This window comes from Micromonospora sp. WMMC241 (assembly GCF_027460165.1).
GTDB classification, from domain to species: domain Bacteria; phylum Actinomycetota; class Actinomycetes; order Mycobacteriales; family Micromonosporaceae; genus Micromonospora; species Micromonospora humi.
Window position 1 is genome coordinate 5,882,350 of sequence record NZ_JAPZBF010000001.1, and the last position, 21,197, is coordinate 5,903,546.

Annotated in this window: 21 protein-coding genes and 1 tRNA gene; 16 read left to right on the forward strand and 6 right to left on the reverse strand. The window is 71.1% G+C overall.

Annotation, left to right across the window (positions count from 1 at the left end):
• The first annotated feature begins 194 nt into the window (after positions 1-194).
• The 10 genes from O7598_RS26585 (at position 195) to O7598_RS26630 (ending at position 8,763) form a co-directional block, all read left to right on the forward strand.
• Positions 195-422: a hypothetical protein gene (locus O7598_RS26585; RefSeq protein ID WP_269693966.1), complete on the forward strand. Its 228-nt coding sequence runs from the start codon at positions 195-197 to the stop codon at positions 420-422.
• Positions 423-453: 31 nt separating this feature from the next.
• Complete coding sequence (locus O7598_RS26590; protein WP_269693967.1) at positions 454-660, forward strand: hypothetical protein; 207 nt, start codon at positions 454-456, stop codon at positions 658-660.
• 88 nt (positions 661-748) lie between these two features.
• Positions 749-1,474: a GntR family transcriptional regulator gene (locus tag O7598_RS26595; protein ID WP_269693968.1), complete on the forward strand. Its 726-nt coding sequence runs from the start codon at positions 749-751 to the stop codon at positions 1,472-1,474.
• Positions 1,475-1,840: 366 nt separating this feature from the next.
• Positions 1,841-2,269 carry a hypothetical protein gene (locus O7598_RS26600; RefSeq protein ID WP_269693969.1) on the forward strand — a complete coding sequence of 143 codons (429 nt, stop codon included), beginning with the start codon at positions 1,841-1,843 and terminating at the stop codon, positions 2,267-2,269.
• A gap of 428 nt (positions 2,270-2,697) precedes the next feature.
• Positions 2,698-4,077, forward strand: coding sequence for an FtsK/SpoIIIE domain-containing protein (locus O7598_RS26605; protein ID WP_269693970.1), 1,380 nt, complete (start codon positions 2,698-2,700; stop codon positions 4,075-4,077).
• The gene (locus O7598_RS26610; RefSeq protein WP_269693971.1) at positions 4,074-4,688 is read left to right on the forward strand and encodes a DUF2637 domain-containing protein; all 615 of its coding nucleotides are present in this window, start codon (positions 4,074-4,076) and stop codon (positions 4,686-4,688) included. Before O7598_RS26605 ends, O7598_RS26610 begins: the two co-directional genes overlap by 4 nt.
• Before the next feature lie 68 nt (positions 4,689-4,756).
• Positions 4,757-6,469 (forward strand): replication initiator, encoded by a 1,713-nt coding sequence (locus O7598_RS26615; protein WP_269693972.1) that lies wholly within the window; start codon positions 4,757-4,759, stop codon positions 6,467-6,469.
• A 38-nt stretch (positions 6,470-6,507) separates the two neighbouring features.
• Positions 6,508-6,678, forward strand: coding sequence for a helix-turn-helix transcriptional regulator (locus tag O7598_RS26620; RefSeq protein WP_377522382.1), 171 nt, complete (start codon positions 6,508-6,510; stop codon positions 6,676-6,678).
• Positions 6,675-8,075: a tyrosine-type recombinase/integrase gene (locus O7598_RS26625; RefSeq protein ID WP_269693973.1), complete on the forward strand. Its 1,401-nt coding sequence runs from the start codon at positions 6,675-6,677 to the stop codon at positions 8,073-8,075. The genes O7598_RS26620 and O7598_RS26625 overlap by 4 nt, the downstream gene beginning before the upstream one ends.
• Positions 8,076-8,148: 73 nt before the next feature.
• Positions 8,149-8,763, forward strand: a complete 615-nt coding sequence (locus O7598_RS26630) for a hypothetical protein (RefSeq protein ID WP_269693974.1) — start codon at positions 8,149-8,151, stop codon at positions 8,761-8,763.
• A 274-nt stretch (positions 8,764-9,037) separates the two neighbouring features.
• Here the strand turns inward: O7598_RS26630 and O7598_RS26635 are convergent.
• Positions 9,038-9,110 (reverse strand) — tRNA-Arg (locus O7598_RS26635).
• A gap of 331 nt (positions 9,111-9,441) precedes the next feature.
• Here O7598_RS26635 and O7598_RS26640 point away from each other — a divergent pair.
• Positions 9,442-10,704, forward strand: coding sequence for an ATP-binding protein (locus O7598_RS26640; RefSeq protein WP_269693975.1), 1,263 nt, complete (start codon positions 9,442-9,444; stop codon positions 10,702-10,704).
• 330 nt (positions 10,705-11,034) lie between these two features.
• On the opposite strand, the gene O7598_RS26645 is transcribed toward O7598_RS26640, so the two are convergent.
• Entirely contained in the window at positions 11,035-13,452 is a 2,418-nt protein-coding gene (locus tag O7598_RS26645) for an ABC transporter permease (protein WP_269693976.1), read from the reverse strand.
• A complete protein-coding gene (locus O7598_RS26650; protein ID WP_269693977.1) occupies positions 13,446-14,210 on the reverse strand; it encodes an ABC transporter ATP-binding protein in 765 nt (254 codons plus the stop codon). Before O7598_RS26650 ends, O7598_RS26645 begins: the two co-directional genes overlap by 7 nt.
• Before the next feature lie 169 nt (positions 14,211-14,379).
• On the opposite strand from O7598_RS26650, the gene O7598_RS26655 reads away from it, so the two are divergent.
• Together O7598_RS26655 and O7598_RS26660 are read left to right on the forward strand one after the other, a co-directional pair.
• Positions 14,380-15,537, forward strand: coding sequence for a sensor histidine kinase (locus tag O7598_RS26655; protein WP_269693978.1), 1,158 nt, complete (start codon positions 14,380-14,382; stop codon positions 15,535-15,537).
• A complete protein-coding gene (locus tag O7598_RS26660) occupies positions 15,534-16,202 on the forward strand; it encodes a response regulator (protein ID WP_269693979.1) in 669 nt (222 codons plus the stop codon). Before O7598_RS26655 ends, O7598_RS26660 begins: the two co-directional genes overlap by 4 nt.
• Positions 16,203-16,247: 45 nt before the next feature.
• On the opposite strand, the gene O7598_RS26665 is transcribed toward O7598_RS26660, so the two are convergent.
• A complete protein-coding gene (locus tag O7598_RS26665; protein WP_269693980.1) occupies positions 16,248-16,814 on the reverse strand; it encodes a nucleotidyltransferase family protein in 567 nt (188 codons plus the stop codon).
• A 198-nt stretch (positions 16,815-17,012) separates the two neighbouring features.
• Between O7598_RS26665 and O7598_RS26670 the strand changes: the two genes are divergently transcribed.
• Together O7598_RS26670 and O7598_RS26675 are read left to right on the forward strand one after the other, a co-directional pair.
• Positions 17,013-18,296, forward strand: coding sequence for a hypothetical protein (locus tag O7598_RS26670; protein WP_269693981.1), 1,284 nt, complete (start codon positions 17,013-17,015; stop codon positions 18,294-18,296).
• A 136-nt stretch (positions 18,297-18,432) separates the two neighbouring features.
• The gene (locus tag O7598_RS26675) at positions 18,433-19,680 is read left to right on the forward strand and encodes a PP2C family protein-serine/threonine phosphatase (RefSeq protein WP_269693982.1); all 1,248 of its coding nucleotides are present in this window, start codon (positions 18,433-18,435) and stop codon (positions 19,678-19,680) included.
• An 8-nt stretch (positions 19,681-19,688) separates the two neighbouring features.
• Here O7598_RS26675 and O7598_RS26680 read toward each other — a convergent pair whose 3' ends face one another.
• The gene (locus O7598_RS26680; protein WP_269693983.1) at positions 19,689-20,027 is read right to left on the reverse strand and encodes an STAS domain-containing protein; all 339 of its coding nucleotides are present in this window, start codon (positions 20,025-20,027) and stop codon (positions 19,689-19,691) included.
• 209 nt (positions 20,028-20,236) lie between these two features.
• Here O7598_RS26680 and O7598_RS26685 point away from each other — a divergent pair, with 209 nt between their 5' ends.
• A complete protein-coding gene (locus O7598_RS26685; protein ID WP_269693984.1) occupies positions 20,237-20,650 on the forward strand; it encodes an ATP-binding protein in 414 nt (137 codons plus the stop codon).
• A gap of 79 nt (positions 20,651-20,729) precedes the next feature.
• On the opposite strand, the gene O7598_RS26690 is transcribed toward O7598_RS26685, so the two are convergent.
• Positions 20,730-21,026: a helix-turn-helix domain-containing protein gene (locus tag O7598_RS26690; RefSeq protein ID WP_269693985.1), complete on the reverse strand. Its 297-nt coding sequence runs from the start codon at positions 21,024-21,026 to the stop codon at positions 20,730-20,732.
• Between the last annotated feature and the right edge of the window lie 171 nt (positions 21,027-21,197).

Here is a 21,197-nt window from a genome sequence, read left to right on the forward strand (position 1 = left end):
CCTGCATGGACTGCGCGGGCTCCGGTCGCACGGCGATCCGCTGAGGCTGGCCCGGGGTGGGTGCTGGCACGGGACCGCGACCCGAACGCCGGTCCCGAGAGAGCCCGCCCACCCCGGCGCCCCGCAGACGTCAGCCGATTCCGGGGGGCGCACCCAAGCCCGGTGAGCTGGTCTTCCTCGACCGTCGCGCATCGGTGCAGTTCGGCGGCGACCGGGCGCTGTGGCTGCGGGTGACCGCGATCGGCGACTGGGCGGCGTATGACGGCTGGGTGTGGCTGGTGGGCTACGCCATCAACCCGGCCGACGGGCAAGCGTCGGCGAAGCGGGAGGTCTTGGCGCAGATCGCCGGACTTCAGATCAGCCCATCAGCGAGCGTTCCGTCACCGACTCGGTCACGGACGGCAAGGAGGCGCGGTGTTTGACCTACGGGTACGGCTCGGCATAGTGCTCCGGGTGGAAGCGGCCGACCGCTACCGTCCATCTGACGGCCCGGTGATGCTCCGGGTGACCGGCATCCGCCTGGTGCTCAACCGCCCAGACCGCGATCAGTGGATCTGGGTTGAGGGAACCAAGGTGGTGCCGCGCAACCAGCGGGGCGAATACACCCAGATCCTCGTACCCGTCCGGCTGTTCTCCCCACGCGGTCCAACTCGCCGTTGAGTTTGGCGGTCGCCGAACTTGTCCTGTCAAGCAAACAACTCATAAGCTGCTGTAACTCATGCAGCGTTCCTAGGTGGGGTGGCCCGCGATGGCGTACGAGATTCCGACGCCGAAATACCTGCGCGTGTTGAACACGCTGCGGAAGCGCATCGAAGACGGCGACTACGCGCCGGGCGCGGCCCTACCGTCGGAGAGCCAGCTCTGCACGGAGTTTGGCGTATCCCGGCCTACGGTGCTCAAAGCGCTCGGCATCCTCAAGCAGGACGGCTGGATCGAGTCGCAGCAGGGCAAGGGCAGCTTCGTTCGCGGTCGGCCCGCCTCCGGTCGCACCTCTCCCGAGTACGCGCGGGACGCGGTCGAACTGGACGAGACCGGGGAGACGGAGATCCTTCACGTCGGCCCCGTGCTCGCCTCGACGCGGATCGCGGCCGAGCTGAAGATCCCCGAAGGCACGCCGGTCTACGAGCGGCGGCGCCGGACGGTCTCGGAGGTCGGCCCGGTCGACCTGATCGCCACGTTCGTGCCGGTGGATATCGCCGCCGGCACCGACATCATCAAGCCGGCTCCGATCCCGGGCGGTCTGCTCGACCTCATCGCCCGCCACAAGGGCCTACGCGCCGACTACGCCACTGAACGGATGACCGCCCGCCGGGTCAGCCCGGTCGAGGCGGACGCGCTGGACGTTCCGGCTGACGAATCAGTGATGAGCGTCGTCATCACCGTTCACCAGGCATCCGGCGACCCGATCATGACGTCTGTGCTGGTGATGCCGGGCAGCCGCCACGAGTTCGAGGACACGTACGCCCTGTCCTGATCTACCGTTCAGCGCGGCGAAATCGGGGCCGGATGGCCCACGAGGGACCCGCGTGATCCGGCCGTCTCCCCGGTCTATGCACAGCTCGTCGGCCTCCCAGTCGACCCAGTACGACTGCCCGGGTGCGATGAACACCGGCCGGTCCAGGCAGAACCACCCGTCAACGGTGTCCACCAGCGTCAGACGCTCGACCGTCACCCGCTCCTGCATCGCGCCCTCCATTGGGTTCACGGCCCAGCCAGTCTCCACATTGTGCACTCGACTCATGTTTTCCTTGCTTGTGTTTACAAGCTGACGTAACTTGTTAGCTCAACCGGTTGTCAGCAAGACGACTGGTGAGGCTAGGAGGCTGTCCGAGTGGTTCCGATGACGTTGAAGGTGCCGGTCCCGTCCGAGTACGTCTTCCCCGCTGGGGCGCTCTGCCTAGGCGTCTCGCCTCAGATCGACTTCGAGCGCCGTGCGGAGGCAGACAACCAGGCGCGGGACAAGGACACCGGTGAGCGGGTCTGGGTGGTGCGGGTGATGGACCTCGACCCCGAGGCCGGGAAGTTCGGTCGGTCGACCGAGGTGAAGGTCAAGGTGGTGGCTGCGCAGCAGCCGGTTCCGCCGCCGTCGACCGTGCCGGGCTATCCGCCGGCGGTGGAGTTCGAGGGCTTGACCCTCACGCCGTATGTGGACTCGCAGCGGTGCAAGCCGGGTCGCTCCTCGGGTGACTGCCGTTCCCGCATGGCGTATTCGCTGCGGGCCACCTCGATCCGCCCGGCGTCGACGGTGCCGGGCTCGGTGGCGGCCTGACGGCTGCTGGTTGTGCGCGCGGGGCGGGTCGTTTCCCCGCCAAGAGTCCCGACCCGTCCCGCGCTCTCCCATCCCTCATCTGGTGAAGGAGGGCGTAATGCCCACCGTAGTTCCTGCTGCCCTTGGCCCCTCGTTCCGCCGTTCGTCGGGGTGGTGGTCCTGATGTCGCGTACTCGTCTGGTCGGTGTGCGGCACGCGTACCGGGAGGTGCAGGCCGCCGTCCGATCGGTGCTGCACCTGCCGCCTGCTTCCGCTCGGGTGTGTGCGATCCGCTGCCCTCGTTGCTGCCGGTGGGTGAAGCCGCGCCGGTTCGATCTGCGCCGCATGTCGTGTCACTCCTGTATCTCGACGCTGGGGCGTTCGGCTCGGGGTGGTGACCTGTGCCTCTGATCAACGTGATTCCAGGGGACAAGATCCCCATGGCGCCGATGAACGTGCGTCTTCCTGCGTGGCGGGTTCCGGGTTGGCTGCTGGTGCTGTGGTGGCTGGCTCGGGGCCTGTTCCGCGCCTGCGTGCTGGCGGTCCGGTACTGGTGGCTCACCGCCCCGGCTGCGCTGGCGGTGTGGATCCGGGTGGAGTTCGGCGGCTTGGTCCTGGCCGGCGTCGTCCTCACTCTTGCCGCCGGCTGCGCGGGGTGGTGGCGGTGGCATCCGTCGTCGTGGCTGCGGTTCGGCTGGTACCCGCTCGTCAGCCGAGTCCGGGCGCTGTTGGTCTACCGGCGGCGGTGGGCGTCGGTGATGGCCACGTGCGGGCTGGCGACCGCGTTCGCCGGTGACCGCTACGTGCCCCACCTGCTCACGGTTCGGTGTGACCGGTTCGGCGATGAGCTGACCGTCCGGCTGCTGCCGGGGCAGATCCCGGACGACTGGGGTCAGGCCGCGGAACGTCTCGCCTACGCCTTCCGCCGCCGCAGCGGGCAAGCCCGCTCCACAGACCGCCCGGACCGGGTGGTGGTGCGCCTCGTACGCCGTGACCCCCTCGCCGCCGTCGTGGCACCGCTACCCGTGGCCGACGTGCCGGATCTGGGCGGACTCATCCTCGGCGTCGACGAGGACGGGCAACCGTATCGGCTGCGGCTGGCCGGCTCGCATGTCCTGATCGCCGGGGCGACCGGGTCGGGCAAGGGATCGGTGCTGTGGTCGCTGCTGCGCTCCCTGGCCGGCGGCATCCGCTCCGGGCTGGTCGAGGTGTGGGCGTTCGACCCCAAGGGCGGGATGGAACTGGCGGCCGGGGTGCCGCTGTTCACCCGCTTCGCCTACGACGACCCCGACAGCATGGCCGGCGTCCTGGAAGAGGCCGTGAAGCGGATGCGCCTGCGGGCGGCCCGGCTGCGTGGGGTGACGCGCCAGCACGTGCCGACGCCGGAGGATCCGTTGCTCGTCCTGGTCGTCGACGAGCTGGCCGCGCTCACCGCGTACATCACCGATCGGAAGGTCCGCGACCGGATCAAGGAGTCCCTCGGGCTGCTGCTGTCGCAGGGTCGGGCGGTCGGGGTGCATGTGGTCGCGGCGTTGCAGGACCCGCGTAAGGACGTGCTGCCGTTCCGGGACCTGTTCCCCACCCGCATCGGGTTGCGCCTGACTGAGCCGGAACAGGTGGACATGGTCCTCGGCGACGCCGCCCGCGACCGAGGAGCGCTCTGCGACCGCATCCCCGAATCCATCCCGGGGGTGGGGTTCGTGGTCCTCGACGGCGTCCGCGAACCCGTCCGGGTCCGCTTCGCCTACCTCACCGATGACGACATCCGGCAGCTCGGCCGCGACTACCGCCGGCTGTGCGACGACACCGAGCAGGAGGTGACCCCGTGAAGACCGACACCGAACGCGCCGAGGGGCTCGCCCTGGTGCTCATCGTCCTCACCGTCGGCGGCCTGGCCGGCGCCGCCTCGTTCACCCACGTCCATGACTGGACCATGGCCAACTCACCCACGGGTACCGGGGACTGGTTCGGCTGGGCCAACGCCGCCATCTCCGAACTACTGCCGTTCGCGGCGCTGCTGACCATCCGGCGACGCCGCCGCACCGGCGGCCCGGTCGGATACCCCCTGTTCCTGCTCGTCTGCGCCGTCGCCCTGTCCCTCGCAGCCCAACTCGCCGTGGCGAAGCCGAGCCCGTCGGGATGGCTGCTGTCAGCCGTGCCCGCGCTGGCGTTCCTCGGCCTGTCCAAGCTCGTCTTCTCCGCCACCCCGGCGGCGCCAGCCGAGCCGGCCGGCGACCGGGGCGAGGTGCCGCCCGGCTACGACCCGATCGCAGATCACCGGCCCGTCGTGGTCGACGCCGTCGACGAGGACCAAGCGGTCACTCACGAGCCGGCCCGCCCGGCGGCAGTGGCGGTGCAGCGGCCCGGCCTGGTGCCCGTGACCGCAGCGGCGTTCCCCGCGCGCAACGGCACCCCGTACGGCGCGGAGCGTGACCAGTGAACCAACTACCCCTCATCCCCGAAACTCCGACAGAGGCGCACCCGCGGCCCGGGTCGCGGGCCGACCGGATGCGCAAGCCCCTCGCCAAGGACGCGCTCAAGCAACTCGCCGAGTCGCACGGCGTCTGCGTCCGCCCCCTCGCTTTGCGCCGCACCGACACCGCCACCGGCCTGACCGAAGTGGTGGAGGTGCCCTGCGGGGCGACCCTGGCCGTCAAGTGCAAGCCGTGCGCGGAGAAGGGCCGGCGGCTGCGCATCCAGCAAATCCGGGAGGGCTGGCACCTCGCCGACGAACCCGCCGTCCGACCCGACAAGCCCGGTGAGGACGCGCTCGCCCTCGTCCGGGTACGCGCGCACCTGGAGTTCGAACGCGAAGCCGTCCAGTACCAGCCGATGACCCCCGACGAGCGGGCCGCGCAGGTGGCCGAAATCGACGCCGCGATCGCCGACCTGGACGAAGCCCTCGGCGAAACCAGCCTGCGCGGGCACCTCACCCCGAAAGACCGCGACGAACGCCCCCGCCGCAAGCGATCCACCCGACGGCGCCAAGACTCGCCCGACCTGCCCCGACTCCCCGTCGACCCCCGCACCGTCGGCCGGGCCTACTCGGGCCGAACGGGAAAGACCCACCGGCCGTCGATGCTCGTCACGCTAACCCTCGACTCGCACGGGCCGGTGCACTCCCACCTCCGACGCGGCGCCTACATCGCACCGTGCGAATGCGGCACCCGACACGGCCCGCACGACGACGTACTCGGCACCCCCGTCGACCCCGCCAGCTACGACTACCGGCGCGCAGCCCTGGACGCGATCCACTTCGCACGCGTCCTCGACCGGTGGTGGCAAAACGTCCGCCGCGCCGCCGGCTGGAACGTCCAATACGCCGGCGCCGTCGAACTGCAACGCCGCCTCGCCCCACACGCACACTTCGCCATCCGCGGCACCCTCCCGCGTCGGCTGCTCAAGCAGATCGCCGCCGCCACCTACCACCAAGTCTGGTGGCCACCCTTCAACGAACCCATCTATCGGGTGGACAAGCCGCCGGCCTGGGACGTCGACCGACAGGCATACATCGACCCCAAGACCCGCGAGCCGCTGCCCACCTGGGGCGAAGCCCTCGACGCCCTGGAGGAACCCGACAGCCGACCCGCCTACGTCGCCCGCCTCGGCCGCATCGACGCCCGCGGCATCGACCAAGGCACCAAGGACGCCGAACGGTCCATCCGCTACGTCACCAAGTACGTCACCAAGGACCTCACCGACCAGGCCAAGCCCCGCTCCGACCCACAGAAGGCGCACTTCGACCGCCTCCACGCCGAACTGTCAGTCCTGCCGTGCTCGCCGACGTGCGCCAACTGGCTGCTCTACGGCGTCCAGCCCGACGGCGTCAAGGCCGGCTTGACCCCCGGCCGATGCACCGCGAAGGTCCACCAACGCTCCACCCTCGGCTTCACCGGCCGCCGCATCCTCGTCTCCCGACAGTGGTCCGGCAAAACCCTCGCCGACCACCGCGCCGACAACCGCGCATGGGTACGCGCCATCCTCGCCGGCGGCATGGCCGACACCGACCAGCACGACCAGGCCCCCGACGACACGGACGGATCCAAGCGGTACCGGTTCGAACTCGCCCGCCCCGAAGACCCCGACGTACCGCCCCTGGAACACCGCCTACTGCGCGCGATATCCGCCCGCATCCGCTGGCGCACAGACCTCGACACCGCACGCCTACGAACAGCCGTCACCGCGCCAGCAATCGCGGATCCCCTTTCCCCTGCTGCTTGATCGCTTGGAGGACAGAGCCACTCATGGAAAGTGAGCTGTTGACCGTTCCGGAAGTCCTTACCGTGCTCAACGGTGTGTCTCGGCGGACCTTCTACCGGTGGCGTGAGCTGGGCATCGCCCCGGAGTGCATCAAGCTGCCCAACGGTGAGCTGCGCATCGAGCGGCGGGACCTGCGGGCCTGGCTGGAACAGCACCGGGAGGCGGCGTGAAGTCCCGTGAGGTGCGGATCAGAGGCATTCAGATCAATGCGCTGACCGGCCGCAAGAAGTCGTACACCGTTCGATGGGTGGTCGGGGCGGGGCCGAAATCGCGGACGTTTGGCACTCGGGCGCTGGCGGACAACTTCCGGTCTGACCTGATGCAGGCGGCGAACCGTGGTGAGGCGTTCGACGGTGACTCCGGACTACCCGAGTCGATGATGGCGCCGAAGAAATCGGTGAGCTGGCTCGATTTTGTCCGCCGTTACATCGACATGAAATGGCCGGGTGCGGCGGCCAAATCTCGGGAGAGCACGACGGACGCACTGGCGACGGCGACAGCCGCATTGGTCCGGCAAGTGGCCGGGGGTCCTGACCCGGGCATGCTGCGGCGGGCGTTGCGGGAGTGGGAGTTCCCGCCCGCGTCTCGACAACTCGACCGGCCGGCGGACGTAGCCGCGGCGCTGCGGTGGCTAGACCGCTCTTCGCTGCCGCTGTCGGCGTTGGCGGAAGCTGCGACCGTGCGCCCGGCACTGGACGCGCTCGGGCTGACGTTGGACGGGCGTCCGGCGGCGGCGTCGACGACCAGGCGGCGGCGCTCGGTCTTCTACAACGTCCTTCAGTACGCGGTCGAGCTGGAGCTGTTGGAGTTCAACCCGGTCGACAAGCTGCGGGTGCGGTCGAGCCGGCGGAAGGTGGCCGGCGAGGTGGACCGGCGCGTCGTGGTGAACATCCGCCAGGCGCGGGAGCTGCTGGCCGGGGTGACGTACGTCGGTGAGCGCGGGAAGAACGGCCGGCGTGGTGAGCGCCTGGTCGCCTTCTACGCCTGCTTGTACTTCGCGGCCCTGCGGCCGAGTGAGGCGCTGGGTCTGCGGGAGCGGGACTGTCACCTTCCGGGGGAGGGATGGGGCCTGTTGACGGTCGAGAAATCACGGCCGGCGGCGGGAAAGCGGTATACCGACAGCGGCGAGGTGCACGACGACCGCGGGCTCAAGCATCGGGGCGAGACGGAAGCGCGGGAGGTGCCGATCCCGCCGGAACTGGTGGCGATTCTGCGGGCGCACATCGACCGGTTCGGGGTGGCTGCTGATGGCCGGCTGTTCCGCAGTGACCGGGGCAACGTGGTGGCGTCGTCGACGTACTCGCGGGTCTGGGAGGAAGCACGGCGGCTGAGCCTGCCGCCGGATCGGGTGGTCTCTCCCCTGGCCGCTCGCCCGTACGACCTGCGGCACGCCGGGGTGTCGCTGTGGCTCAACGCCGGGCTGCCGGCGCCCGAGGTCGCGCAGCGTGCCGGGCACTCGGTCGACGTCCTGCTCAAGGTGTACGCGAAATGCCTCGACGGGGACCGCAGCCGGATGAACGAACGGATCGAAGCGGCGCTTGGCTCAGCCAGCCCTACTACTAGATGAGAGCCGATGTCGGTCGACTGGTGTATGAGTACGGACGGCACCTCATCACCGTCCCGACCCAAGGAGACCGCCCGTGCCCCACTGGCTGGCCTGGCTGAACGTTGACCGCTTGGGCGTCATTGTGGCCCTCGCTACGGCTGTATCGGCCGTCGTATATGCCCACCGGCAGACAGTCATCGCTCAGGGCGCTCAGGCTGAGGCAAAGCGGTCTGCTGACGCCGCTGAGGAGCAGGTGCGTATCGCTGATGCCGCAAAAGCAGAGGCCCAGCGATCGGCCGAGGCGGCGTTGAAGGCGGTTGCGATGGATGCTCGGCGTGACCACCACGACTACGGAGCAAGCAGAGTCGAGCTGGAGAACCTTGAGCGGCGAGAAAGCCAAGGTATCCCGAACGTCCCGAGCTACATCGCGACGGTAAGGAATGCGAGCCCTAGGGAGTTCATGTACCGGGCACGCGTGTACTACACCGCCAACAGCTACTCCGATCTCAAGTCCGGGACCATGCGGTCGGGCGAGACAGTAGAGCTGCACCTGGGAAGCCCGGACGTGGAGTACGAACGGCTTGAGATGTGGCTCGACGGTGAATGTTCATGTGATCAACCTGACGGCGCAGAAGGCCACTGGCAGCGCTCCTTCCTCGTGCCGCCGGCACCGCGGCAGCCCACCCGACGAGTCACGGTGCTCAGGTGACGTCCCGATTCTGCTTCACCGGGGCGTGGGGCACTCGGGGCGCAACCATGATCACCAATCGAGGCGGGATGGACGGCTGCTAAGCCGCCTACCTCTCGCGCGCGAGACGCCGCGACCTGCGCGAACAGCCGCGTTGAGCGGTTCAAGATCATTGCACGTACTTTGCACGGACGGCTGCAAACGGCGGCTCAGGGTGGCATCCGGCTGCATAGGTCGAGGGACCGCTGATGACGCGTATCCGCAGCTCAGTAGCCGTTTTTGCTGATCTTCGAGGTGCCCCCGGCAGGATTCGAACCTGCGACACACGGTTTAGGAAACCGATGCTCTATCCCCTGAGCTACGGGGGCGCGAGGGCCCAGTCTAGCGACCTTGGGGTTCACCCGGGGTGGCCGGGAGTGGCCCTCGTTCACCCGCCTTCCGCGGACCACCGTTCTCCCAGCCCAGGACCACACGCCGAGCACACGATCCCCTGTTGGCAACCGGCGGTCGGCGGCAGCGACCGCCGGTTGGCACCGGTTCACCCGGGTTGGCGTCCGCTGGAGGAGTCTCCTGTGACTCCGGGTGATCTTGGTTCCCGCAAGAGGTAGACACACCTGTGCCGCAAATCGAAAGACGGAGTCCCGCAAATCGAAAGACAGGATCCCCGCAGATCGAAAGTTTGGCCGTTATGATGACGCCGTGCCCACACCGTGTCTAATCCCCCGCCGCGCCGCCGCGCAGGTCAACGCTGCTCTGGCGGACACCCGCGTCGTCTTGATCACCGGGGCACGCCAAGCAGGCAAGAGCACCCTGGTCCGCCTCATTGCCGGCGATCGTCCAGCCGAACGCCGCGATCTTGATCGGGCTCAGGACCGGGCTGCGGCGATCGCCGATCCCATCGGGTTCGTGGACTCCTCCGAGCTCCTGGTCATCGACGAGATTCAGCGCGCTCCAGAGCTCCTGTTGGCCATCAAGGCTGCGGTCGACGAGGACCCCCGTCCTGGCCGGTATCTGCTCACCGGCTCGTCTCGCCTCTTCGGCATGGTGGCTGCCCCGGACGCGTTGCCCGGCCGAATGGAAACTGTCGAACTCTGGCCGTTCTCTCAAGGCGAACTCGACGCAGCGCCGGACGGATTCATCGACGCCGTCTTCACGCTCGGCGCGGACCTGCGACACGAGTCGGACGTGACCCGCGCCGACTACGCAGCCAGGATCGTGCGCGGCGGCCTACCCGAGGCCACCACCCGCACCGATCCACGCCGCCGCCAACGATTCCTCGACGCCTACGTCCAGGCGCTCATCGACCGCGACGTCCGCCAACTGTCCGACATCCAGCACAAGGGCGAGCTACGCAGGCTGATACGCCTCCTCGCGGCCAGATCCGCGACCATCATCGCCGCCAACTCCCTCGAATCCGCCCTCGGGTTGAGTCGGCCGACGATCGCCCGCTACCTCCAGGCCCTGGAGGAAATCTTCCTGGTGAAACGGATCCCCGGCTGGTCCCGCAACCTGGGCACCCGCACCACCGCCGCGCCGAAACTGATCTTCGTCGACTCGGGTATCGCCGCGAACGAGACCGCGACCGACGCCCCGGCACTGCTCCGGCCGGGCGCGCCGTTCGGCCCACTCCTCGAATCATTCGTCCTGTCCGAACTCTCCCGGCAGCTCACCTGGTCCGAGCAGCCCGTCGACCTGTCCCACTACCGGGACCAGAGCAGGTACGAAGTCGACGCGGTGCTCGAAAACAGAACCGGCCAGGTAGTCGGAATCGAAGTCAAAGCAGCCAGCACCGTCGGACCCGACGACTTCCGCGGACTACGCCGACTCGCCGACCGCCTCGGCGACGACTTCATCGCCGGCATCGTCCTCTACACCGGAACCTCCACGCTGCCGTTCGGCGACAGACTCCGCGCCATGCCGGTCAGCGCCCTCTGGCAGGTTTCCGCCTCGACAACAGACTGACAGCGCTCGCAGTGAGCCCGCGAAGCGACCGTCACGCAACGGGGAACGATAAGAAAGCCGCAGCTCGTCGCCGGTAGACACCGGCAGTCAGTCGGGTCAGGAAACCGACGCTCTATCCCCTGAGCCACGGGGGCGCGAGGGCCCAGTCTCGCGACCCTGGGGTTCACCCGGGGTGGCCGGGAGTGGCCCACGTCCACCCGCGTCACCCGGCCAGCCCTGTTCTCCCAGTTGGGACCACACACCGCCGTCCCACTCCCGGCCTCGCGGGCGCGGCGCCGGTCCGCCGCACCCGCCGCCGGCATCTCGGACCTGACGTGCGGTCCGCGCGCATCAGGCAGGGGACCGCGCGGGGCGGTGCCGCAGTGACCGCCAGGTCGGCAGCGCGCTCGCCAGCACCGCGAGCAGCAGACAGAGCCCCACCACCCCGCCGACCACCGACCACGGCACCACCAGGTCGACCGGTACGCCGGCCTGCTCCGCGAGACCGGCACGGATGCTCAGCAGACCGACGAACGCGACCGCCCCGCCGAGCAGCGCGCCGATCAGCACCACCAGAGCGGACTCGCTCGTGACCAGCCAGATGACCTGCCTGCGGGTCGCTCCGGCCAGCCGGATCAGCCGCAGGTCGGCCACCCGGCCCGCGACGGCCATCAGCAGCGTGTTCGCCACCGCGACCGCACCGTAGCCGGCCGAGACACCGATCAGGAGCAGCGTGAACAGCCAGACGAGGCGGTCCTCGGCGCGGTCCGCCTCGGCCGCCCACGCCGACACGTCGACGATCCGCGCTCCCAGCGGAGGGTCGACCCGGTCCCGGACGTACACCGCGGAGGTGAGCGCCGAGGGGTCGTGCGCCCGCACCACCGACCGGGGCAATAGCAGGTCGCCGGGGATCGAGTCCTCGGTGACGACCGCGACGACCCGCAGCGACACCACTTCCCCGTCGGCGAAGGCCAACGCGTACGGCTCGGACGGCTGCCGGTTCGCCGAGGCGGGAAGAACCACTGTGTCACCACTGCTCAGGTCGTCCAAGGAGCCGGCAACCACGGTGAGCGCCCGGTTCGCGGCGGCGAAGCCCGCCGGGTCCACGCCGAGTGCGTTCAGTGGCCGGTTCGCCGGCGACGCGTCCGGGTCGCTCTCGAAGACGGTCGTCGGCAGCAGGGCGGTCCCCCCGACCGCCGCGACTGCCTGGTCCGACAGGCCCGGTGCGCGGTCGGGCACGACAACCCAGCCGGCGTTCACGTCGTCAGCCCGGCTCGCCGCGTAGGCGGCCGTGGTGGTACGCACCATCCCCGAGACCAACACCGCGAACGCGACCGTGAGCAGCACCGGGGCGGCGATCGACGCCGTCCGCCGGGTCGCGGTCGACGCCCCGGCCCGGACCAGCATCCCGATCGCACCACCCGGTCGACGCACCGGCGACCGCAGCAGCCGCACCACCGGGCCGACGGCTGCCGGGGCCAACACGGTGGCGCCGGCCACCAGGGTCATCACCGCGTAGAGGGCGAACGTGGCGGCGTCGCGGGCCTGGTCGGCGGTCGCCGTGCCGAGGCTGAGGGCGAGCCCGGCCGCGACGAGGAGCACCCCGGTGGCGACTCGCAGCCGCCCGATCGGCCGCTGTTCCACCGCCGCTTCGCGCAACGCCTCCAGCGGGCGGACGCGTGCCGCTCGGCGCGACGCCGACCAGACGGCGAGCAGCGCGATCACCGGACCGGCGAGGATCGACACCGCGACCGGCCAGGGTTCGTACCGGACCCGGAAGGTCGCCGGCTCGAATCCGACGTCGACCAGCAGCGCGCCCACCACCGGGGCGAGCGCGGCGCCGGCCAGGAGGCCGGTGAGTCCGGCCGTGGCGCCGACGACGAGCGCCTCGGCGTGGACCATGCGGCGGACCTGACGGGGGGTGGCCCCGACGGCGCGTAGCAGGCCCAGCTCACGGCGGCGCTGCGCGACGGTGAACGCGAAGGTGGAGGCGACCACGAAGACCGTGACGAAACCCGCGAGAGCCGCCGTCGCGGTGAGCACCTGCATGCCGATCCAGCGGGTGCGGGCGTCGTGTCGAGGCTCCGACGCACTGCGTCCGTCGCCGGTCAGTGCCCGTCCGTCGCCGCCGACGACACCCCGCACCGCCTCGGCGACCTTCCCGGGCTCGGCACCGGGAGCGACCAGCAGGCCGATGGCCCGGACGCCGGGCGCGAGCACGGCCGCGACATCGTCCGCGACGTAGACGCCGGGCGCATCGACCAGACCGGTGACGGTGTAGGGCTGCGGGCCCGCCGCCGTGAGCAGGGTGACCGGTCCACCGGGACGCAGCCCGAGCGCGCGGTCGACGACCACCTCACCGGCCTGTCGGGGCGGCGCGCCCGCCGTGAGACGGAACCCTCCCAGCCGGGTGCTGGCCCAGCCGTGCCCCTGGTGGGCGTCCTCCCGTTGCGCATCGGTGGCCGAGGGCCGGCCGTCGACGAGCGCCTGGGCGTAGAAGGTCCGGTCCGGCACTGCCGCCGTGACGCCCGGCACCTCGGCCAGCCTGCCGGTGAGTTCCGCCGTCCTGGCGGCCGACCACGGCCGGGTGGGCGCGAACGAGTCGGCCGGCGCACCGGCCTCAGGGCTCTGCACCACGACTGCCGCGTACGCCATCCGTTCGGGCACCTGCGGGCGGCCGGAGGCCAGCAGCAGGGTGGCCGCCGCGACCAGTGTGACGCCGATGGCAACGGCCACGAAGGCGCCGACCGACCGCCGGATGCTCAGCACGACGACTCCACGGCGCTCTGCGCCGGGGCGGTCTCCCGCTCGGCGATCCGCTCGGCGACGACCGTGGCGGTGATCCCGCCGGTCAACTCGTCCACGATGCGGCCGTCGGCGAGGAGGAGGACCCGATCGGCGTACGCAGCGGCGGCAGGGTCGTGGGTCACCATCACGACGGTCTGCCGGTGGTTGTCGACGAGTGCGCGCAGCAGCCGGAGGATCTGCTGGGACGCCGCGCTGTCCAGTGCCCCGGTCGGTTCGTCGGCGAAGACGACCGCGGGGCGGGTGATCAGCGCTCGGGCCACGGCGACGCGTTGCTGTTCGCCGCCGGACAGTTCGCTCGGCCGGTGTCCGGCCCGGTCGGTCAGTCCGACGGTGTCGAGCGCGGCGAGGACGTCCCGGGCCGGGGGACGGCGCCTCGCCAGGCGTAGCGGCAACTCGACGTTCTCGGCAGCGGTCAGCGTGGACACCAGGTTGAACGCCTGGAACACGAAGCCGATCCGATCGCGGCGCAACCGGGTCAGCTCGTCCTCGCCCAGGTCGTCGAGGCGCCTGCCGTCGATCGTGACGGTCCCCGCGGTCGGCTTGTCCAACCCGGCCGCGCAGTGCAGCAGGGTGGACTTGCCCGAGCCGGACGGGCCCATCACGGCCGTGAAGGTGCCGCCGGCGAAGCTGGTCGTCACGCCGTCGAGCGCCGTCACCCGGCGTGCTCCGGTGCCGTACACCGCGCACAGCCCTGTCAGGGTCACCGTCTGTGTGGTCATGGCCGTCAGGGTGGGCGCTCCGGCAGGCGCCGCGCGTCGTGCCGGAGCGGGCACTTTCCGGCCCTCCCCCGGGCGGAGCCCGGCGTCGGGACGGGCCGGGACGTCCTACCCGAGGATGACCACCCGCAGGTGGACGCGGCCGAACCAGCCCGCCGATACGCTTCGACAGGTGACCGCCCTCCTGCTGACCCGGCGGCTGCGGCCGGCGGAACTGGCCACTGCGGACGCCGTGCTCGCCGTGGCGGTCGGCGGGCTGCTCGGCCCGTACGCGGCACTGGAATCGCCGCTGCACGGTGGCGTGCGCGAACCGCTCTGGGTGTCGGTGCTCGTCGGTTTCGCCCTCGGGCTGCCGTTGGCCGTCCGGAGGCGGTGGCCGCTCGTCGTGGCCGTCGTGGTCAGCTCCGTGGCCACCGTCGCCCTGATCACCGGCGTGGTACCCAACTATGCCGCCGCCGCGCCCGGGCTCGCCGTCGGCCTGTCCTTCTACACGGTGGCCGTGTCGACGGGCACGCGTCGGTCACTGCTGTGTGCCGCCGGTTGTCTCGCTCTGGTGAGCGTCGCTCTGGTGCTGACCGCGAGCGACCTGTGGTCGCGAACCGGCGGGGTCGCCTACGCCACCGTCATGATCGCTCCCGCCTGGATGATCGGCTGGCTGGTCCGCGAGCGACGCGCCGTCGCCGCCCGCGAGGACGAGCACCTGGTCCGCCGGACCGCCGCCGAGGAGCGGCTACGGGTGGCCCGGGAGCTGCACGATGTCGTGGCGCACACGCTGAGCCTCATCGTCGTGAAGGCGGCCGTCGCCAACCACGTCGCCGGGACCGATCCCCGCGAGGCGGGGGCCGCCCTGCGGGTGATCGAGGAGACCGGCCGCAACGCACTGACCGACGTACGCCGGGTGCTCGGCGCACTGCGCGAGGACACCCCGTACGCCCCGACGCCCGGGCTGGCCGAACTGCCCGCGCTCGCCCGACAAGCGGCGATCGCCGGTGTCGACGTGCGGCTCGACGTACGGCAGGAGGAGCCCGCCGCAGCGGTGCCGGAGTCGGTGGGCCTGGGGGTCTACCGGATCGTGCAGGAGGCGGTGACCAACGTGGTGAAGCACGCGGCACCGGCCACCTGCACAGCAACGGTGACCGTCTCGCATCGCGAGGTCAGGATCGAGGTGACCGACGACGGCCGCCGCCCGGCCCTGATCGGCGGGGAGGGACACGGGCTGATCGGCATGCGGGAACGGGTGACGTTGCACGGGGGCGAGTTCCGCGCCGGGCCGCGCTCCGGCGGCGGCTGGACGGTGACCGCCAGCCTGCCCTACCGGGTGGCCGCGTGATCCGGGTGCTGATCGCCGACGACCAGGCGCTGCTGCGCGGCAGTTTCCGGCTGTTGGTCGATTCGACACCGGACTTCACCACGGTCGGTGAGGCGGGCACCGGCGTGCAGGCCGTGGCGCTGACCGCCGAGCACCGCCCGGACGTGGTGCTGATGGACGTGCGGATGCCGGAGATGGACGGCATCGAGGCGACCCGACGCATCTGCGCCGAGCCGGCGACAGCCGGCACCCGGGTCGTCATCCTGACCACGTTCGACCTGGACGAGTACGTCTACGGGGCACTGCGCGCCGGCGCCAGCGGGTTCCTGCTCAAGGACACCCCACCGGCGGACCTGCTGACCGGCATCCGGGTGGTGGCCGCCGGCGAGGGGCTGCTCTCGCCGACGGTGACCCGTCGGCTGATCGACGAGTTCGCGCGCCGGCCGGAGCCGACTCGGCCGCTGCCACGACGGCTGGCGGGGGTCACCGAACGGGAACGCGAAGTGCTCACCCTGATCGGCAGGGGCCTGTCCAACGCGGAGTTGGCCGAGCATCTCCATCTCAGCCTGGCCACCGTGAAGACGCACGTCGGGCGGTTGCTGACCAAGCTGGCGGTACGTGACCGGGCACAACTGGTCATCGTCGCCTATGAAACGGGCCTGGTCGGGCCGGGTGGCCCGCGCTGAGGGAAGACACCGAGCGTGGTGGGCTGACCGCGGTCGACCCGAGGCTCAGGTCACGACGCGGACGGCGGGCCAGCGTTCGGCGGGACGATGGCGGGCGAGTCGCCGCCGGGAGATCTCCGGGCTGACCCTGGTCGGATTGCGCCGCCACACCCCGTCGAGCAGGTCGTCGAGGCCGTGCGGCGCGCACACCGCGATCTGGTCGTACGCGTCGAGGCGGACGGCCACGGCGGTGGCGTACTCGGGCCAGGTGGCAACGGCGTCGGCGATGGTCCGCAACGGCGCCACCGGGCCGCCGCCGAACTTGGCGGGGTACCAGGTGTGCACGGCGGCCTGGTTCTTCGCCTCCCACGGCGCCGGCCAGGCCGCCATCAGCCGCTCGGTGGCCCGGTCGTCGTTGTCGCGGCTCAGGTCCGCCGGGTCGAGGAAGACGACGTCGACGTCCCGCACCGACGACGGGTCGAAGCCGTCGCCGTACCGCTCGCCCCAGACCAGGTCGCGGACGGCGCCCGCGCCGATCCAGGCGTCCGGCAGGCCGGAGTTCCGCACGACGTCGAGTGCCCGCATCAGCCACGGGCTGCGCCCGACCAGGTCCCGCAGTTCGTCGTCCCGCATCGTCGCCCCCGATCGCCGTCCCGCTCAGTCGAACAACCAGCCCACGAGGGAGCCTGGCACGTCCACCGCTCGGGCATCGGCCCGGGCAGCGTCATGTGAAGACGTGCCTGGTCTCGGGCGGCGCGAGGGACACTGACGGAAGCCGATTGCCGATAGTGTTCTCGACCACACTGTCCGCGCGTCCCGAAGGGTTCTGCCATGAGCGTTGGTCGTCAGCGGCTGTCGCGAACTGTCGCCGCCGCGCTGCTCCTCCTCGCCGGGGTGGCTCTCCCCGCCGGCCCCGCCGAGGCGGCGAAGAAGGGTCCGGACCTCACTGTCGACGCCTCCGGGACGAGGATCCCGCTGGGAGTCGAGAAGAAGGTCCTCCACCTGAAGATCAGCAACCAGGGGGACGCGACCCCGAGCGAGGTCGTCGTGAGGGTCCGCCAGCCGCAGGAGGGCCCTGACCCCTTGCCGGTCGCCCTGCTCTGGCATGCGGGAGGTGGGGGTGAGTGCGACGGCGACATCGGCGGGTTCTACTGCCAACTGCTGCCGGCGCTGATTCCGGGGCCGGGCGAAACCTTCGATCTGCCCATCGACGCGCTCGTCTACGGGACGGAGCCCTACGAGGGCAGGTTCGAGGTTTCGGTCACCCTCGGGCCGGACAAGGACGCGAATCCGGCCGACAACACCAGATGGTTCCCGCTCGCGCTGGTCGACCAGCCCAGTGCCGACCTCTCGGTGGTCGCCCGGGACGTGAAGCAGTCGGTACGGATCGGCGCCGGCGGCAGGCCCGAACCCACCGGGACGCTGAACCCGGGTGAGACGGGTGCGGTGTGGCACACCGTCGCCAACCAGGGCCGCACGGCGGTCAGCGGAGTGCGGGTCACGCTGCACCTGCCCAAGGGGGTGACCTTCACCAGGCCACCGACCCAGTGTGTGCTCGCCGACGCCGGCCGGTCGGCGGTCTGCACCTATCGGAGCCTCACCCTCGTGCCGGCCGCCGAGGACACCGATCCGAACGACCAGGTCTACTCGGCGGTCGAGCTGTACAACCTGGTGACGACTGCGGCATCCGCCACCGCCCCGGCGACGCTGCGGGGCGGCACCGCCCGGGTGGAGGGCCTCGCGGAGCGGTCCACTAACGACCGCGCCAGGCCCGCGCCGGCCGAGCTGCCCGCGAACGCCGTCGCCGTACGGGTGCCCGACGCGGACCACAGCGACAATCAGGACGGGTTCGCCGTGGTGCTGGCCGCGAGGAGCGGCGGCGGCGGAGATGGCGGCGATGGTGGCGCCGGGGGCGATGGTGGCGCCGGGGGCGATGGTGGCGCCGGGGGCGGTGCGGGTGACGGTGACGGCGGGCTGCCGGTCACCGGGCCGCAGGCCGGGCTCATCGGCGGAATCGGCGTCGCGGCGCTGGCTGCCGGAGCGGTGTTGTTCCTCGCGGCCCGGCGTCGCCGGATGATCCTGCTGACCCCCGAGGACGAGAGGCCGGCAACCTGATCCGCCCTGTCGGCCCGTGGCGGGCTGTCGCACCCTCCGGCAGCTCCGCCCCGAAAGACCGGTGATCCGATCGACGCCCCGCCGTCCGCTGTCGGCTGGCGGGGCGTCCGGCGGGCGGGGTGAATATGCTCGACACGTGGAGGGAAGCGAGCAGACGGTGCTGGCCGGAATGCTGCAGTCGGCCGAGGACGCCGCACCGGTGGAGGCGGTCGAGGCCGTCACCGGTGCCATCGCGGCCGGGTTGGACGCGACCGGAGTCTCGCTGCTGATCGCCGACCTGGGCGGTCGGGCGCTGGTGCGGCTGACCCACCAGCCGACCTCCGGTGGCCCGGGCCGGCGTCAGGGCGAGGAGGCCGCCGAGGTCATGCCGTTCGACGGCGGCCCGCACGAGCAGGCGCTGCGGCAGCAGACCACGCAGGTGGTCCCCGGCGACGGCCGGTGGACGGTGCTCTCCCCGGTCACCGACCGAGGTGAGGCGATCGGCCTGTTGGAGATCGACCTTCCGGCCGAGCCGGACGCCGACGTGATTGTGGAGGTCGCCCGGGCCGCGCACGCGCTGGCATTCGTGGTCATCGCCAACCGCCGGCACACCGACCTGTTCGAGTGGGGGCAGCGCAGCACCCCGTTCACCCTCTCGGCGGAGATCCAACGCCGGCTGCTGCCCGCCTCGTTCACCTGCGAGGCCGGCGCGTTCGCCCTGTCCGGGTGGCTGGAACCCGCGGCGAGTGTCGGCGGGGACACGTTCGACTACAGCCTTGCCCGCGACCTGCTGCACGTCAGCGTCACCGACGCGATGGGCCACGGCGTGGCCAGCGCGCTGACCGCCACGCTCGGGGTGGGCAGCCTGCGCAACACCCGCCGCCGCGGCGGCAGCCTCGTCGCCCAGGCCGAGGAGGCGAACCGGGCCGTCGCGGAGCACGCGAACGTCCGCGGCGCGTACGTGACCGCCGTGCTCGGCCGCGTCGACCTGCCCACCGGGCGCTGTGAGCTGCTCAACGCCGGGCACGTGCCGCCGATGCTGGTCCGGGCCGGCCGGGTCGTACCGGTGGGACTGCCCGGCAACTTCCCGCTGGGCATGTTCCCCGACGAGCGCTTTCGCAGCGGGGAGATCTCGCTGCTGCCCGGCGACCGGCTGGTGGTCGTGACCGACGGGATGCGGGAACGCAACGCGGCCAACCTCGACCTGCCCGCCGCTCTGCTCGACATCGCCCACCTGCATCCGCGCGAGGCGGTCCGGGCGCTGTCCGACGCGGTGCTGGCGGCCGCCGGGCCGGTGCTGGCCGACGATGCCACCATGCTCGTCGTCGACTGGTACGACGGCCACGGGCCGCGACGCAGCTCCGGTGGGGCGGACACCGCCCGCACCAGCAGTCACCCTCGCTGAGCAGGGGCTCAGGAGGCCGCCGGTGACGCCTCCTCGGCGTCCCGCACGGTGTCGAAGAGGCCGATGACCCGGTCCACCGAGGTGACCGAGAGCAACTGCCGCACCGGCGGGCGTACCCCGACCAGACCGAGCCAGCCGTCCCGCGCCCGCAGGTCCTTGTAGGCGAGCACGAGGGCGCCCAGGCCGCTGGAGTCCATGAAACCGACGCCGGCGAGGTCGACCACCACCACCCGGGCCCCGCCCTGCATGACCTCGAGCAACCGGTCGCGCAGCTGCGGCGTGGTGCTCATGTCCAGTTCACCGACGACCTCCACCACGGTGCCGACATGCCCCGGCCGGGTCGTCAACGCGAAATCCACAAGATCCCCTCAATCCGGCATCCCGACCGTTCGCGGTGCCTTTCTCCATCCATTCCCCACCGTGCCAGAACTCAGGCCTGATCGCCTCCTCCAGGGCCGGCGTCCTCGGCTGAAACGGCACCGTGAATCGAAGCATCTCGCCTGGGTATGGCAGGGTGGTCGGACGGATGACGCACGGGCCGGGGAGGAACTGGGCGATGCGGGTGAGCATGACCATGTCACTCCCCCGCCAACCGTCGACGGCGACCCACGCCCGTCGCGTTCTCACCACCCTGCTGAGCCTCACCGACGCCGGCGAGGACACCCGCGCCAACCTGGCCGTGCTGATCAGTGAGGCGTGCTCCAACGCGGTGATCCACGCCGACACCGACACCGCCGTCGACATCACCATCAGCATCGACGACCACACCTGCGTACTCGAGGTCGGTAACCGCGGCAACACCCCGGACCACAGCACGCTCGACGCCGGCCTCCCCGCCCCGCTCACCGTCGGTGGCCGTGGGCTGCCCCTGATCGCCGCGCTCGCCGACACGGCCACCTTCGTCGCCGGACCACCGGACAGGGTGCTGCTCCGTATCACCAAACACCTGACCGAGGTACGCAGCGCGTAGCTCTCCGGTCGCCCGTGCGGCACGTGTTTGCCCGGGCGTGGTGCGGGCGTGCCGGCCGGTCCCGTGGGCGCGGCACACGCTACCGCTTCTCGTTCTGCCGAAGGGCTTCCTCGAGCTGGTCCTCCAGGATGATGATCCGGCAGGCGGCCTCGAGGGCGGTGCCCTGGTCGACCATCTCGCGGGCCCGGGCGGCCAGGCGCAGCTGGTAGCGGGAGTAGCGGCGGTGCCCGCCGCCGGAGCGGTGCGGGTTGATCAGTTTCGCCTCGTCCAGGCGGCGTAGGAAGTCCGGCGTGGCGCCGAGCATCTCCGCGGCCTGGCCGATGGTGTAGGCCGGAGTGTTCTCGTCGCCGAACATGTCATCGGGGTTCTGCCCCATGTCACCTCCACGTCGAGGGCCCCGGCGCTCACGCGCCGGGGCCCAGGGTTAACGGGTCAGAACACCATCTGCCGACAGGAACGTCGGCTTGACGTATCCGCACCGGCCGTCACTGACGGCTTCGGGTGCGAGGATCGCATATGCGTGACCGGAGACCACCTCTCGTTCGAT